Here is a 16907-nt window from a genome sequence, read left to right as displayed (position 1 = left end):
AGGTCATGATCTGTTTGGTTATATTCATTCGAGGTATTATTCACAGTCGAACGCTGTTCATCACTATCACAACACGGTGATCTATGTGAATTCAAGTTCATTTGTAGTGTCTCCTCTGGTTAAGATGTTCAGGCCTTCACCGTGTCCCCTCCATTACGATGGGCGTTTGGCTACTCGGCAACTGCTCCTGCGTTGCTCTACCTTCTGCATCCATGCAGTCGTATGCCGTCTGCTGACTTCTGATAGATCACTCTAGCGATGACTCGATAAAGCGCGTCTAAACTAACGCTTGTTTACTGCTATTTCGCTCGCTGTAGGTCGCAGCAACCAAAGCGCCAAGGGTTGAACAACCAGTCCCTAACTGGTAATTTCCAAGCGTTAGCGCGGATGCGTGTTTATCAGATCTCCCCCCCCTTTTTACCAATAAAGAACAGGTGCATCCACTTTCTCTGCACAACTGCATCATTTACGGTGGCCGTTAGATCACATGACTTCGCTATCTTGTGCTAGCTCGTCTCCAGCCTACGCCCCATATGATGTTTTTGTTCATCAGCTCGCACTTATTTTTATAAAGAATGCTAGCGGCTTCCTCCTGACTATCTCTCACGATTTAGCCCTTGCCATTTGCGAGTGTCTATCGTTTAATAACAGTATGTTATTTAAACGGTGATCTTCCTACAGAGGACTTTCACCTCATAAGTCAATGCCCATGTCGGGCGTACACAAGGGTTTTCAAGTCGGATAATTTACAGTTGGCTTTTTGTTCGTGCCTCACTTATTTTAGCCAACTGCAATTTGCCGCTTAAAACGGCGTTGTGACTGTAGAATTACTCTTTTTTAAGAAAAACAGCCAGTTTTGTGGGTCCTAAATGCATTGCCTAGTGCTTTAAAAACGCTTAGAGTTAATTATAGGAGCTCGTTTTTTAATTGAATTTGGCTGTTAGAGTAATTCTACAGCCTCGTTATATGCCTTTGTCACATGTGTCACATTACTAATGTCATATGTTTAACGTATACGGAGTTATATTTTTTTGAGACTGTTAGAAAAACAACTTCAAGGAAATAATTATGGATATGAATGTAGATATTAATTTAATAAAAACAGAAAGAAATAAAAGAGGTTGGACTCAAAGCCATTTGGCTGACGTTTGTAGTCTTAGTTTGCGAACAATTCAACGAATTGAAAAGTTAGGTTTATCTTCGCATGAATCAGTTCAATCTTTAGCTGCCGCGTTTGAAGTAACTGTGGATGAGTTAACTATTAGTGAAATTAAGGCTGCAAACACATTATCAATCAACTTTGATAAAGGCTCTTGGACTAATAAGTCTTTTTATTGGTTAGGCTCAGTTGGTTTTATTATAACCGCGCTAATGCATATGCTTATGGCTATTATTTTATCCTCTGGATCAGATGATTTTAATCATTCAATATGGTTTGCTTTGTATGTAGTGTGGGGATGCTTCTTATTAATGGGCATACCCAAGAGGCAGAGTTCATCAGGCATATAATCGGGTAGCCGGAGGTCTCTAACCTCCAGCCCCCACACCACCCATCATGCGCTTTTTATTAACAGGAAGTGCAATGGGCGGTTCATCTCCCGTAATGAATATTGATCCAAATATCTTTCAATGACACTAACCCTTGTGACGCTAAGTAGTTATTGCCTAGCGCAATGTTAATTCCTTTTGTTTTTGAGCTTCTACAAGGGCCTTCGCTTCCAAGCGCCTACTTTTGGTACTGGTGATACCACAGGCTATGGCGAGTCGCTCGCTAACACCCAATTTCATTAAACTGCGTACTTTAGTGCGGGCTATTCCTTAATAAAGAGCGCCATTGTCGCCAGTAGCACATCCTTATCCTACGGCGGATCCAATGATCTAAATCCACTGTTAGTTGATAAGCGTTGGCTATTAAGTAGTAGTGTCCCCAGCCGCGTAAATACTGCGTGAGTTTATGAATTTGTAAGGTCATTGAGATCCCCCAGTTGCGGTTAGTGAGTTCYCTKACATTTGCTTTAAATTTCTTTAGCGCCTGTTCGTGAATTTGCACTTGACCGTAACGAAAGGTAAACCCGAGAAATTTCGAGCCTGTTACTGGACCGACTCGACTTTTCGATTCGTTCACTTTGAGCTTTAATCGCTKAGTGATGAACGCAGTAATTTCCCGTTGGATTATTAGCCCTTCGCTTTTCGTTTTTACTAAAATGATTATGTCATCAGCGTAACGTGCAAACTTAAGGCGTTTGTAGGTTAGCTTCTTATCTAATTCATCGAGTAAAATATTGGAAAGTAAAGGGGATAATGGCCCACCTTGAGGGACGCCTTTGGTTGACTCAAACCACAGACCTGTTTCGCGCTCTGCTACTCCCGCTCGKARGTATTTACCRAGTAGGCGCATRAGTGCTTTGTCTTTKATTTTACGRCCAACACGATTCATCAGCATGTCATGGTCTACTTCATCAAAGAACTTAGACAAGTCGATATCAACCGCTGTTTTATAACCTTGTTTAACACAAGATTGAACATGGTTCACTGCTTGACTGGCTCTTTTATGAGGGCGATAACCATAACTATGTGGTGAAAATTGAGGCTCAAAATAAGGGCTAATCACTTGAGCAATGGCTTGTTGGATCACTCTGTCGATAACAGCAGGGATCCCAAGCATTCGCTCACCGCCATCAGGTTTGGGTATCATCACGCGTTTGACTGGCAAGGGTTGATAAGTGCCGTTAAGTAATTGTTGTTTAATACCCAGCCAATGTAACTTAGCGAAGTGATTAAACTCTTCAATACTCATATTATCAATACCCGCAGCCCCTTTATTGCGCTTAACATGTTGCCATGCTACGCCAATATTGTGGTTGCTTAGTACCCTTGCCAWMAGGTCATGATCTGTTTGGTTATATTCATTCGAGGTATTATTCACAGTCGAACGCTGTTCATCACTATCACAACACGGTGATCTATGTGAATTCAAGTTCATTTGTAGTGTCTCCTCTGGTTAAGATGTTCAGGCCTTCACCGTGTCCCCTCCATTACGATGGGCGTTTGGCTACTCGGCAACTGCTCCTGCGTTGCTCTACCTTCTGCATCCATGCAGTCGTATGCCACCTGCTGACTTCTGATAAGTCACTCTAGCGATTACTCGATAAAGCGCGTCTAAACTAACGTTTGTTTACTGCTATTTCGCTCGCTGTAGGTCGCAGCAACCAGAGCGCCAAGGGTTGAACAACCAGTCCCTAACTGGTAATTTCCAAGCGTTAGCGCGGATGCGTGTTTATCAGATCTCCCCCCCCTTTTTACCAATAAAGAACAGGTGCATCGACTTTCTCTGCACAACTGCATCATTTACGGTGGCCGTTAGATCACATGACTTCGCTATCTTGTGCTAGCTCGTCTCCAGCCTACGCCCCATATGATGTTTTTGTTCATCAGCTCACACTTATTTTTATAAAGAATGCTAGCGGCTTCCTCCTGACTATCTCTCACGATTTAGCCCTTGCCATTTGCGAGTGTCTATCGTTTAATAACAGTGTGTTATTTAAACGGTGATCTTCCTACAGAGGACTTTCACCTCATAAGTCAATGCCCATGTCGGGCGTACACAAGGCAATTAAGTCGGATTCGTAACAGTTTGCTCGGTTCCACTTCGTTTCACATTTTAACAAGCTATTACTCACCGCTTATGGCGGCGGTTAGGTGTTTCTCAGGTTTGGAGTTCAAATGGGATTTAAGTTTTGGTTCGTTAGAGCATTAAAAGTATTTCTTGCAGTAGCAGCCTTACTTTTTATAGTTGAGTTGCTTAAACAGCATTCAGTTCAAGAAGCATTAATTTTTGCTTGTACTTGGTCTTTAATTACAACAACAGTGTTTATATGTTCAAGATTATATCAATCACGTAAAGGTGTAGAGTGTGCTTTATGTAATGATATTCCAGACAAAAGTGATAAAAACACCTAACAAGCGCCTTAGCTCCGACAATGTTAAGTTGTCATAGCTTTGGCAAACAACGCAAAAAGCCATGCCAACACATTGCGTGTTAGGCGGGCGTTGTGGCTGTAGAATTACTCTTTTTTAAGAAAAACAGCCTGTTTTATGGGTTCCAAATGCATTACCTAATGCTTTAAAAACGCTTAGAGTTAATCACAGGAGCTCGTTTTTTAATTTAATTTGGCTGTTGGAGTTATTCTACAGCCTCGTTATATTCCTAGAGGTAGTATGGACGATACGGTAGAAATAAATAGAGAAAACCTTCTTCGTTGGGGTCGCAACAATGATGTATACATAGATTATTGCGAAGTAGATAATTAACTCTTTCTCAGACTTAGCTGCCATTCGCTAGGCGATATTAAGTAACCTGTGATCGGCTAAATAAAGGGTTCTCTAGCAGTATTTATATAACATCTTCGTTAAATTTACTTGCAATAGGTTAGCTATTGACGCGAAATTCACCTCAAATTAAGAAAAACTATCAAGCTAGATATCCATAAAAATAACTTTCCCGATATGTCCACTTGTTAAATATCTCTTAAACCGAGTTCAGGTTAAGTAAACTGATAATGGTCTGCTTGCCAAGTCTTTGATAAAATAAACCATACACTTGGCTTTAGTAGTTTATTTATGCATCCACGAGGGCGTATCAAACTTACTATACATTAACGAATTTTTTATGCGCTATTATTTTGAAAAGTATTATTTTGATCAAGATACTTTTACACTTTACTACAACGAAAAACCCAAAGCTTTAAAAGGTAATGAAGCAAAACTATTAGCTTTATTTATCAAAAATACCGATAAAATTCTGAGTAAAGAAACTATCCTCGATGAAATTTGGGGGCAGCAATCAGTTTCTGAACAAGTTGTTTTTCAGAATATTAGTCAATTACGCAGTGTTTTTGGGAGCAGTGCGATTAAAACCTTTCCTAAAAAAGGCTATCAATGGCAGTTGCCTTTTGAAGTCAAAGAAGCAAGTGAAGCAGAAAAACTAAATGAAGTAGCGACTAAAAGTAGAAAGCCTCAAACTTATTTGTACTTTATTGCCTCTTTGCTTTTAATTGCAATGTCTATCCTTTTATTTTGGCTCAGTGATAATGCCTCTCAAAATAAAGTCGCCAGTAAACTATACCTGCTCCCTTTTTCGATATCTGCCGAGTTAGATAAAGAAAGGGTTGCACATTTTGAAAAACGAATAGCCGAAAATGCAAATTATCTTGGCGATAATCCGCGGTTAGCTTCACTAGATACAACTGCTTTATTTCGCTATTCAGATATGACGAGAGAAAATGCAAAACTAGATGACCAGTCAATGTTGATTTCGGGTTATCTATCTTCTTTTAATGAGAGTTTACTTTTTGAGTACAAACTACTGGGAGTTAAACGGGACTGGCATGGTTTTGTTATTGCTAAAAACGAAACGGACTTGGCTAGCTCACTTAATGATACTATTGAGAATGTTCAGCGAACAGGTTACTTGAATGAGCCTAACCCAAGGGTATTAAGCGCAAAGTTGCAATTACTGTTAGAGCAACAACCTCAGGTCCCCTCCGTTATATATCATGTTATTAAACAGCAGATTGGTAACCAACAGTATGATATTGCGAAAGCTTTAATCGAAAAACTGATTGAATTCCCTCATCAAGGACCACATTCACCTTACATTGCACTCGGGTTGTACCTCAAAGGGGGGGTTTTTCACCAACAAGGAGAATATCACTATGCGTTGAAGTATTATCAGCGTGCATTAGCTAAAGTAAAGGAATCAAAGTTTTCAGATATTGCTTATAAAATAGAAATATCATTAGCGTGGCTTGCCTATGCAAAACATCAGCCTGCTCAGTTACAGAAGCATATAAAAAAGGCGAGTGAATATGCTAGCAAGAAAGGTGATGTTATAGCACAAGTCTCAGCCCACACAACAGGATCAATTTTGTCGCATAAGTTGGGAGACTTGGTAAACCGTTATCAATACTTAAATACTGCTAAGTCACTACTAATTACTCATAATATTGATGACGCTTATTTTGCTACTATTTATTATCATCTAGCGTTATTCGCATCGAGTCCGATTGAAGCAGAGTCATACTATTTAAAAACGTTAAGTTTACCTAAATTATCAAGTTATCAATGGCTTTATGAAAGCTGTGTTGAAGATCTATTCACTTGGTATATAGACAATGAAAGGTGGAAAGATGCATTATCTTTGTCAGATTCGCAGCCAAAAAATAGTTTTAACCTTAATCAAAAAGCGAAGCTATTGCGTGCTCAAAAAGATAATGTTGCGGCAATTAGCGTAGCTAAGCAAGCGTTTAATAACGCAAGATTAACTTACCAGCACAATAATGCGTTGCATGCTTCACTGCTCCTGTATCAACTGCAAAAGTTTACTAGTGACCCCAACACGCCAGAATACAGGAACTATATTAGGGAAAATGCGTCAGTGTTTTGGTTAGAGAAGCACAAAGCAGAGCTGATAAAGCTAGACTATTTTGAGACGTAGTTGCTACGAACTACGTCTCAATTTTGCTAAAATATATTGCTGTGTCAGCTTTTAGTTGAGCTAAGTAGCTTATGGTAATTTAAGCTTTCACCCATTTTTAAGGTTTTTACCGTAAAGTTTGGTGTCGACTGTTTAATCGCTAAATCGAGTCGTCTTAAAGGCTCATGCACATGCTCACAGCCTAAGGTCCACGTGCCATAACCCCAAGGAACAAAAACCTTACAGCCTAAATCTTCTGCGGCTTGTATTGCGTCTTCGGGAGACATATGTACACGTCGCTTTCCTTCATGGTAAGCGACTATTGGCATTAGGCAGACATCCATTGGACCCATTTTAGCTCTTATATCTTTGAATACATCGCTATAACCTGTATCTCCGGCAAAATATACTTTATATTCACCATCATCCAGCATCCAGCTCCCCCATAAACTATCATCGGTATCAAAAATTCCTCTTGAAGAGTTATGGTTACTAGGTAAAAAGTGTACTTGGGTTTTACTGTGTTGGGTTTGCGTATACCAATCCATTTCGGTTGTTGGTCCAACGCTGTAATCTACGTCACTACTACTGTCTAACGGTAAGTACAAATGTGTTCTTTCACTGAATTCATTTAGAGTTTTATTACTTAGGTGGTCGAAATGGTCATGTGAAATCAACACACCAGAGACAAAGTCTAACTCTTTAGCTTTAACAGGGGCCTCGCCAAGGCGAACAAACGACGTACTCATACTTTGCCCTAACCAACCTAAAAAACCATCAAACTCATGAAAAACAGGGTCGGTAACAAACGCATCATTATTCATTTGTTGAATTAAAAAGCTGGCATGTCCTAACCATGTTATTTCACCTTGCTTATGCTCATCAATTTTAATGTCTGAGTAAACTAAATCTGCGAAGTTGTAACCATAACTTTTACTGTATTTATGCGATGGCACGGGATCAAGAAAAGCTCTCTCAACCACCATTTTTTCTTCTGGTTTTAGTAAATCTAAATCATCATTGATGTGGTGCGGGCCGTTTCCAATAAAGTGGCTTGGAAAAAGGTTCTCGTAAGGTGCAGTACTTGTTTTTCGTTCTGGGTTTTCTATCCGCTCGATTTGGGAACTACAACCCGTTAATAGCATAAGGGAAATAATGTGAGAGAGTGTTTTTAATTTCATGATAAGGCGCTCTTTGTTAATTTTTCATCGAGGATAAAAAAAATAACAAATGAAGTCTTATTGAAAACTTATTTTAAGTTGAATAGAAAATGAATAGTTTTTTAATCCTTTAAAAACAGTTTGTTATGTTTTTAAAGGATTAAAAAGAAAGTAAAATAAAACCTTGTAATTAACTGCTTATCATATAAGTATTAGTCGGTATTATCTGTTGTTACAGCGCAAAGCGCCCAACTGATTGCATAACTGACTGCTAATTTTAGTCATTATAAATCACCTTCAGTGAAAAAGAATTAAACATGTTAAAACGTATTTTTGTAGTAGCTTTTGCTTGTTACTTTATACTTGGTTGCGCTAGTTCAAATCAACCCAGTGGTGTCTATAACCAGGTTGAGGCTAATGCCATAAAAGGTAAACATTGGTTGAAAATGAATCTCAAGCGCGAAGGAGTTATTGCTACCGATTCAAACTCATTGGGGTCGCGTCTTGCTTTTTGCCTTTGCCGCTCAAAAGACAAAATTAGGACTGAAATTAGTTTTAAAATATAAACCTTTCATTTTCAACATTATTAAAACATATAAACATTATTAACTTGTAACATATATTTAACCCCGATGCAGCACGAAGTGCCTCTGTGATCTCTGTGGTAAATTTGAATTATACGCCCTAAAAAACGACCTACAATTTAAACCAACCTACCAATCACACGCGTCAGCAAGCTCAGCGCCTACGCTTGACAAGATAATAGGACAGGCACAATTTTTAGAAAATTAGCGTTCTCACATTCAACCTTGTGGCTGTCCTTTTTTATACATAAATCCCTCTAATTACGCCTATTTACATTTTGCAAATAGCGTTTAGTTTATTTTCCTTGTTGATCATACCTAAATCAAACAGTTGCTGCGCTGTAGACTTGAGTAATTGATTTTCCTCTGGCGTTCTAGATTTTTTAATAACCAAGTTTGCATAGCTAATTTCAGCCGGTTTATTGCACGAGTTTTCTTTCTGCATTCAAAGCACTTTATCGCATGTGCATCAATCCAAAATTTTAATTGTTCAAACCAATATTGCTGCTCTTTGGCAACTGTACTGCCTTGTTCATAACATAGAAAAGCTGCAAAACACGATGCATTAAAAAAGGGGAACCCTTTTAAACCGAAATATGCCACTTAGCCACCTGTAATCCACTCTAAAACAGCCATTAAAACAACTGCACATTCTCTTTTTAAATTTTATGTAAACTAGCGATAACTGATTGAACCAAAATAGGAACTCAGCTATGGTTGATTCATCAATAAAAATAAATTTAAAACGAGTTAATCTACAGGCTCGTTAGGCATTAAGTATGAATCATCACGTTGATCATAAAATCGAAGCGTTTGTAAAAAAAACTAAACGGCCGCAGTTAAATGTAGCTATTTGGGATGACGGTACACAATCTCATGCCTCTTACGGTTTTAATCAAAATATTAATGTTGATGTATTTGAAATTGGCTCTGTAGGGAAAACCTTTACAGCTACTTTATTAGCAATACTTGCCAGGAACGGTGTTGTAGATATAGACGATAGAGTTGGGAAATATTGTCCTAATTTACCTATTGTAAAGGATATTACACTCAAACAACTAGTGACACACACTTCGGGCCTTCCTTCAGATCCGATTAAGGAAATAAATCTTTCTTATTCAAAGTTTATGTCAAGCGTGCTTAGCTTCAATAAGTCACAAATTGATGACTTTTTAAATGCCATTAAAAAGCCTCTTAAAACAGGTAAGTTTAAATACTCAAATTTAGGGATGGCACTGCTTGGAAATATTTTGGCTGAATGTCAAGGAACAACATACGAAGAAACTGTTAAAAAACATTTGTTAGATCCACTAGGTATGGCTGATACTCATGTAAGTGGTAAAGCTTATAATGCTCAGCGTTTAGCTAAAGGGCATAGTGCTAGTGGTAAAGAGTTACCTGATTTTAAATGGGATGGAATGGAACCAGCAGGTGTATGGCGATCAACAACTAATGATATGCTTCAATTCCTAAAGGCTCATTTAGGTTGTTTTGGTAACGATTGGAAAGCTTTGCTACAAGAGACAACATCACCTGTTTTCAACGAAGCCAAAATGGAAAGTATTGGATTTGCTTGGGCACTTGGTGAAAGTCAAGAATTAGGTGAAATAGCATGGCACAATGGTGGCACTTTTGGCCAGCATTCAATTGTTGTGTGTTGTAGAGATAAAAATATGGCAATAGTCATTCTAACTAACAAAGTACCAAAGCTATGGCATAGTTTTTTTTCTGGTTACAGCCTAGAGTCGCTATCAACAGGTATTTTGAAGTTGTTAGTTACTAATAAAGAAAGCATCGAGTAAATGCCTAATCGGGTAGCCGGAGGTCTCTAACCTCCAGCCCCCACACCACCCATCATGCGCTTTTTATTAACAGGAAGTGCAATGGGCGGTTCATCTCCCGTAATGAATATTGATCCAAATATCTCTCAATGACACTAAACCTTGTGACGCTAAGTAGTCATTGCCTAGCGCAATATTAATTCCTTTTGTTTTTGAGCTTCTAAAAGGGCCTTCGCTTCCAAGCGCCTACTTTTGGTACTGGTGATACCACAGGCTATGGCGAGTCGCTCGCTAACACCCAATTTCATTAAACTGCGTACTTTTGTGCGTGCTATACCTGATAAAGAGCGCCATTGCCGCCAGTAGCACATTCTTATCCTACGACGGATCCAATGATCTAAATCCACTGTTAGTTGATAAGCGTTGGCTAACGACACCTAGCTTTGCCTTCGTTTGCTCGTATGTTTTGTAGCCGCCAACGTGCATGTAGCCTTGATAACCGTCAAGAAAATCAACTACACAGTGGGCCGCGCGACTATTATGATAATCAAACAAGACAATATTAGTGCCTTTATCCGGCTTATCATCGCCATGAATAACCGCTTGAGATAACAAGATTTCTTTTAAGCGCTGATAGAGCGGTGACAACAATTCAGCACAGCGTAACATCCAGCTCGACATGGTTTGCCTGCTCAACACAATACCGATATCAGAAAATAACGTTTCTTGGCGATAAAGCAGCAAGCCAAACTGGTATTTACACATTATTATTTGGCTCAGTAAACTGGGGGTGGCAATGCTTTTTGGAATGGTTGTTGCGGGCATTAGGACGGTTTTTACTACACTTTCAATCCCTTCACGCTCTGCATATGCCTTACAACTTACCCGCTATTATCCAATGCATAAAAAAAGCAAGCCAGTTGGCTTGCTTTTTACATTCTTAAACTTTCAAAGCGTTACACTTTCAAGTAGTCCATGATCCCTTCGGCGGCGTTACGCCCCTCAAAGATTGCGGTTACTACTAAGTCTGAGCCGCGAACAATATCACCACCAGCAAAGATTTTTGGGTTGGTTGTTTGATGCGTAAACTCACCTTTTTCTGGTGCGTTAATGCCGCCCCAGTGATTTATCTCTACATCGTATTTTTCTAACCAGTCCATTTTGTGTGGTTTGAAACCAAATGCCATTATTACTTGGTCGGCTTCAATCACATGTTCTGAGCCAGGTACTACTTCTGCACGGCTACGGCCTTTTTCATCTGGTTCACCCATTTGGGTTTTTACCATTTGTACGCCTGCTACATGGCCGTTGTCGTTTAGTACTATACCTGTTGGTTGTACGTTAAAGGTAAATTCAACACCCTCTTCTTTGGCGTTTTTCACTTCACGTCTTGAACCTGGCATATTTTCTTCATCACGACGATAAGCACAAATTACTTTTTCTGCGCCTTGACGAATCGAGGTACGAAGACAATCCATCGCTGTATCGCCCCCTCCAAGTACCACGACTTTTTGATCTGCCATATCAAGGTATTCTTGATTTGATTCGTCGTAACCCATTACGCGGTTTGTATTGCCAATTAAAAACGGTAGTGCATCATGAACGCCTGGTGCATCTTCATTTTCAAGGCCCGCTCGCATACTTTGATAAGTCCCCACTCCCAAAAATACTGCGTCGTATTCTGCCAATATTTCATCCATCGTGATATCAACACCAACTTCGACATTGAGTTTAAATTCAACACCCATTTCGGTGAAAATTTCACGACGTTTTTGCATAACTTCTTTTTCAAGTTTAAACGATGGAATACCGAACGTTAGCAGACCACCAATTTCTGGATGACGGTCAAATACCACGGGTTTTACACCATTTCTAACCAGAATATCAGCACAACCTAAACCCGCAGGGCCTGCGCCGATGATAGCTACTTTTTTATCTGTCCATACAACGTAGGACATGTCAGGCTTCCAGCCCATTTTAAACGCGGTATCGGTAATATATTTTTCAATATTACCAATCGTTACAGCGCCAAATTCTTCGTCAAGCGTACAGGAGCCTTCGCACAAGCGGTCTTGTGGGCATACGCGGCCACACACTTCCGGTAAACTATTTGTACGGTGTGACAGCTCTGCTGCTTCAAGAATGCGACCTGTACGAATTAACTTTAACCACTGTGGGATATAGTTATGTACTGGGCATTTCCATTCACAATATGGGTTACCACAATCAAGACAACGATCGGCCTGAGAGTTTACTTGCTTCTCTGAAAAGGGTTCGTAAATTTCAACAAATGACTTTTTACGTGATGAAATTGGCTTCTTGCGGGGATCAACCCGCTGCACGTCTATAAATTGATATACATTTTCGCTCATACTACCCCCTTACTGTGCTTGAACACGAAGTTCAGCACTACTGCGAGCGCGATGCCCGAGTAAACTTTTCACATCACTTGATTTCGGTTTAACAAGTTTGAATTTTGGTAAATACGCTTCAAAACTGGCTAAAATGTTTTCTGCACGGCTTGAGCCGGTTAGCTCCAAATGCTCAGCAATTAGACCTCGTAAGTGTTCTTGATGTGACGCAAGCTCATCTAATAGCACGACTTCAACAAGCTCTGGATTGATGCGTTTTTCAAAATCATTACGCTCATCCAATATATAGGCAAAACCACCGGTCATACCTGCACCAAAGTTAACGCCTACATTACCTAGTACACAAACAACGCCACCGGTCATGTATTCACAGCCATTATCACCCACACCTTCAACAACCGCTTGCACACCTGAGTTACGAACAGCAAAGCGCTCGCCTGCACAACCTGCTGCAAATAATTTGCCGCCTGTTGCACCATATAAACAGGTATTACCCGCGATAGTCGCTTCATGGCTTTTAAACGAAGACCCTAGCGGTGGGCGAATAACGAGCTTACCGCCCGCCATGCCTTTACCAACGTAATCGTTGGCATCGCCTACTAGCGTCATTTCTAGACCACCGGCATTCCAAACACCAAACGATTGACCCGCTGTACCATGTAATTCAATTGATACAGGATCTGCTGCCATCCCTTGGTTACCATGTTTATCAGCAATATAACCCGATAACATCGCGCCCACTGAACGGTCAGTGTTACAAATACGACTGACTAATGAAATACCACTGCTGGTATCAATTGCTTGTTGCGCTTTTGCTAATAGCGTTTCATTTAACTTACCTAAGTAATGAGACGTATTAGGTGCGCTACAATAAAGCGTTTCACCGGTTGGGTTATTAGGCTGTGCAATCACTGACGATAGGTCAATTTTTTGCTGTTTCGCCGTTTTACCTTCAATCGCTTCAAGCAAATCAAGACGGCCAATGAGGTCTGTTAATTTAACAACCCCTAGGCTTGCCATAATTTCACGCGCTTCTTGAGCAATAAACTTAAAGTAGTTCATCGCCATTTCAGGTAAGCCGTGGTAATGCTTTTGACGTAGCGTTTCGTCTTGCGTTGCAACACCGGTCGCGCAGTTATTCAGGTGGCAAATACGTAGATATTTACAGCCTAATGCAACCATAGGCCCCGTACCAAAACCAAAGCTCTCAGCACCTAAAATAGCGGCTTTGATGATATCTAACCCGGTTTTTAAACCACCATCTGTTTGTAAGCGAATACGATGACGTAAGCCATTTTCAACCAGCGCTTGTTGTGTTTCAGCCAGACCAAGTTCCCATGGGCTACCTGCATATTTAACCGAGGTAAGCGGGCTTGCACCGGTACCGCCGTCGTAGCCTGAAATCGTGATTAAATCGGCATACGCTTTTGCTACACCGGTGGCGATAGTGCCAACACCTGGCTCTGAAACCAGTTTCACTGAAATTAACGCTTTTGGATTAACTTGCTTTAAATCGAAAATCAGCTGGGCTAAATCTTCAATCGAATAAATATCGTGATGCGGCGGTGGTGAAATCAAGGTTACACCCGGCACCGAGTAACGAAGCTTTGCAATATACGGGGTTACTTTTTCACCCGGTAATTGACCACCCTCGCCTGGCTTTGCACCTTGCGCTACTTTGATTTGGATAACGTCAGCACTGCGTAAGTAATGCGGTGTTACACCAAAACGCCCTGACGCAACTTGTTTAATACGTGAGTTTTTCTCCGTACCGTAACGAAGCTTATCTTCGCCGCCTTCACCTGAATTTGAACACCCGCCTAAACGGTTCATTGCAATTGCAAGTGCTTCATGCGCTTCTGGTGATAATGCACCAATACTCATTGCAGCAGAGTCAAAACGCTTATATAGCTCAGTTGCAGGCTCAACCTCATCAATATTAATGCCTTCAGCTGGCAGTTTAAGCGCTAACATGTCACGTAATGTAGCAATTGGGCGTTTATTCACTAAATCAGCGTACACGCTGTAATCAATGTATTCACCTGAGCGCACTGCTTTTTGCAGCGTTTGAATTACATCAGGGTTGTACGCGTGGTACTCACCACCGTGAACATATTTTAATAAGCCCCCATGGCTTAATAATTTACGTTTGCTCATTGCTAAAGTATGCAGTTTGCGTTGGTCATCATCAAAGTCAGTAAAGCAGGCACCTTTAATACGACTTGCTACACCGTGGAAACACGTCTCAACAATACTGTCTGATAAGCCTACTGCTTCAAATAACATTGAACAACGATACGATGCCACGGTACTAATACCCATTTTTGACATGATCTTGTACAGGCCTTTGTTGATCGCATTACGATACGCCAAAGTAACCTGACAATAGCTTTTATTAATCACTTTATTATCGCTCATCGCAACCAGTGATTCATACGCTAAGTATGGGTAAATAGCCGTTGCACCAAAACCAAGTAATACCGCAAACTGATGTGCGTCGCGCACACTGCCGGTTTCAATAATGATGTTTGATTCACAACGTAAATTGTTATCAACAAGACGCTTTTGCACCGCACCAACCGCCATAGCCGCAGGAATTGGTAATTGATTCTCATCAAAATTACGGTCACTTAAAAACAACATGACACAGCCAGCAGCCGCTTTTTCTTGTGCTTCATCACAAATACGAACTACAGCGTCGCCCAGATTTTCATCTTTGTTGTAGGTAATGTCTATTTTGCAATAACTGTAGTGCGCTTGATCGGCGCTGAGTAATTGTTGCATGTCTGCATACATCAAAATAGGTGTATCAAACTGCAATCGCTTAGCGTGACCTGTGGTCTCATTAAATACGTTTTGCTCACTACCGATGCACGTTGCCAACGACATTACGTGATTTTCACGCAGTGGATCAATTGGTGGATTTGTAACTTGTGCAAACTTCTGGCGGAAGTAATCAAATAAAGAACGGTTACCTTCAGAGAGCACTGCAAATGGCGTGTCGTCCCCCATAGAACCCGTTGCTTCTTGACCAATTTCACCCATCACGCGAATAACGCTATCAAGCTCTTCATTGGTGTAGCCAAACATTTTTTGATATTTGGCCAAGGTTTCGTCATCAAATGAACGATTTCCTGCATCTTGTTCTGATAATTGCTCAAACGGGGTTAAACGCTTAACGTTTTCTTCAAGCCAAGCTTTGTATGGATGGCGAGATTTTAAATCCTGATCAATTTCATCAGAATGCCAAATTTTCCCCTGCTGAGTATCTATTACGAGTAACTCACCTGGACCGACTCGGCCTTTCTCAACCACTTCATCGGCGGTGTAATCCCAAATACCCACTTCAGAGGCAAGTGTGATAAAACCATCTTGGGTGATCACATAACGCGCAGGGCGCAGACCATTACGATCCAAGTTACACGCAGCAAAACGACCATCAGACATTACAATACCCGCTGGGCCATCCCATGGTTCCATGTGCATTGAGTTAAAGTCATAAAATGCCCGTAAGTCATCATCCATTGCACGGTTTTTTTGCCATGCCGGTGGCACAAGCATACGCATAGCACGGAACAAATCCATGCCGCCCGCTAAAAACAGCTCAAGCATGTTATCTAAGCTTGATGAATCTGAACCCGTTTCGTTTACAAACGGTGCTGCTGATTGTAAATCTGGGATCAGTGGCGATGAGAACTTATATGAACGTGCACGTGCCCATTGGCGGTTACCTTGAATGGTATTAATTTCACCATTGTGCGCTAAATAGCGAAATGGCTGTGCTAATGGCCAACGTGGCTGTGTATTTGTTGAAAAACGTTGGTGAAAAACACAAATCGCACTAGTCATGCGAATATCAGCCAAGTCTAAATAAAAGTTAGGTAAATCCACTGGCATCATTAGGCCTTTGTAGATAGTCACTAAGCCTGACAAGCTGGCAATATAAAAACCGTCGTCTTCGCTTAAACGCTTTTCAGCACGACGACGCGCAACATACAAACGGCGCTCTAAATCTTTAGGACGCCAACCTTCTGGTGCACTTACAAAGATTTGCTCAAACTTTGGTAATTGCTTGATTGCAATAGGCCCTAAGCATGACTCATCAGTTGGTACTACACGCCAACCTTGAATATTGAGGGTTTCTTTTTCGAGTTCTTCACTCAATATATCTTTAGCAGCTTGCGCAAGTACTGGATCTGAATTTAGGAAAATCATACCTACAGCATAATTTTTACCCAGGTGCCAATTTTTTTCAGCGGCAATAGCGCGGAAGAAACTGTCTGGTTTTTGTAATAATAAACCACAGCCATCGCCTGTTTTACCGTCGGCAGATATACCACCACGGTGTTCCATACGGTCTAAACCCGTGATCGCTGTACGAATTAAGCGATGACTTGCCTGACCATTAACTTGGGCTATTAAGCCAAAGCCACAATTATCTTTTTCTAATTTTGAGTCGTATAACATAGACCCCTCCCCTTGCTACAACAGCTAGCTATGAATGACCTTCTCGACGGTTTGCTAGCAGACAGTCA

General features: G+C 40.7%; 10 protein-coding genes and 2 pseudogenes. 5 read left to right on the top strand and 7 right to left on the bottom strand.

Translation table 11 applies throughout. The annotated features are described in order from the left end of the window. Positions 1 to 1068: 1068 nt before the first annotated feature. Complete coding sequence (locus ADS77_RS14625; protein WP_054455077.1) at positions 1069 to 1509, top strand: helix-turn-helix domain-containing protein; 441 nt, start codon at positions 1069 to 1071, stop codon at positions 1507 to 1509. Between the two features lie 292 nt (positions 1510 to 1801). On the opposite strand, the gene ltrA is transcribed toward ADS77_RS14625, so the two are convergent. Continuing rightward, positions 1802 to 2983 carry a group II intron reverse transcriptase/maturase gene (ltrA, locus tag ADS77_RS14620; protein WP_235575788.1) on the bottom strand — a complete coding sequence of 394 codons (1182 nt, stop codon included), beginning with the start codon at positions 2981 to 2983 and terminating at the stop codon, positions 1802 to 1804. 740 nt (positions 2984 to 3723) lie between these two features. On the opposite strand from ltrA, the gene ADS77_RS14615 reads away from it, so the two are divergent. Both ADS77_RS14615 and ADS77_RS14610 read left to right on the top strand, forming a co-directional pair. After that, entirely contained in the window at positions 3724 to 3960 is a 237-nt protein-coding gene (locus ADS77_RS14615; RefSeq protein WP_054205789.1) for a hypothetical protein, read from the top strand. A gap of 709 nt (positions 3961 to 4669) precedes the next feature. Beyond that, entirely contained in the window at positions 4670 to 6496 is a 1827-nt protein-coding gene (locus ADS77_RS14610; protein ID WP_054206926.1) for a winged helix-turn-helix domain-containing protein, read from the top strand. Between the two features lie 44 nt (positions 6497 to 6540). Here the strand turns inward: ADS77_RS14610 and ADS77_RS14605 are convergent, their stop codons facing one another. Further along, positions 6541 to 7656 carry an MBL fold metallo-hydrolase gene (locus tag ADS77_RS14605; protein ID WP_054206925.1) on the bottom strand — a complete coding sequence of 372 codons (1116 nt, stop codon included), beginning with the start codon at positions 7654 to 7656 and terminating at the stop codon, positions 6541 to 6543. Positions 7657 to 7952: 296 nt separating this feature from the next. Here ADS77_RS14605 and ADS77_RS14600 point away from each other — a divergent pair, with 296 nt between their 5' ends. Beyond that, positions 7953 to 8201, top strand: coding sequence for a hypothetical protein (locus ADS77_RS14600; protein WP_054455075.1), 249 nt, complete (start codon positions 7953 to 7955; stop codon positions 8199 to 8201). A 289-nt stretch (positions 8202 to 8490) separates the two neighbouring features. On the opposite strand, the gene ADS77_RS22735 is transcribed toward ADS77_RS14600, so the two are convergent. Further along, a complete protein-coding gene (locus ADS77_RS22735; RefSeq protein ID WP_157756435.1) occupies positions 8491 to 8664 on the bottom strand; it encodes a hypothetical protein in 174 nt (57 codons plus the stop codon). A 334-nt stretch (positions 8665 to 8998) separates the two neighbouring features. Here ADS77_RS22735 and ADS77_RS14595 point away from each other — a divergent pair, with 334 nt between their 5' ends. After that, complete coding sequence (locus ADS77_RS14595) at positions 8999 to 10021, top strand: serine hydrolase domain-containing protein (protein WP_054455073.1); 1023 nt, start codon at positions 8999 to 9001, stop codon at positions 10019 to 10021. 90 nt (positions 10022 to 10111) lie between these two features. Here ADS77_RS14595 and ADS77_RS21730 read toward each other — a convergent pair. From ADS77_RS21730 to gltB, 4 genes and pseudogenes are all read right to left on the bottom strand, one after another. Next, positions 10112 to 10431 (bottom strand): annotated as a pseudogene (locus tag ADS77_RS21730) (group II intron maturase-specific domain-containing protein); the annotation flags it as partial. A gap of 7 nt (positions 10432 to 10438) precedes the next feature. Further along, positions 10439 to 10810 (bottom strand): annotated as a pseudogene (locus tag ADS77_RS14585) (transposase); the annotation flags it as partial. A gap of 146 nt (positions 10811 to 10956) precedes the next feature. After that, a complete protein-coding gene (locus ADS77_RS14580) occupies positions 10957 to 12372 on the bottom strand; it encodes an FAD-dependent oxidoreductase (protein WP_054205782.1) in 1416 nt (471 codons plus the stop codon). Between the two features lie 9 nt (positions 12373 to 12381). Continuing rightward, positions 12382 to 16839, bottom strand: a complete 4458-nt coding sequence (gltB, locus tag ADS77_RS14575; RefSeq protein ID WP_054455067.1) for a glutamate synthase large subunit — start codon at positions 16837 to 16839, stop codon at positions 12382 to 12384. Positions 16840 to 16907 lie beyond the last annotated feature (68 nt).

Source organism: Pseudoalteromonas porphyrae, from assembly GCF_001298125.1.
Classification (GTDB): domain Bacteria; phylum Pseudomonadota; class Gammaproteobacteria; order Enterobacterales; family Alteromonadaceae; genus Pseudoalteromonas; species Pseudoalteromonas neustonica.
The sequence above is the reverse complement of the archived record's forward strand: the minus strand, read 5'-3'. Positions and strand labels throughout refer to the sequence as shown.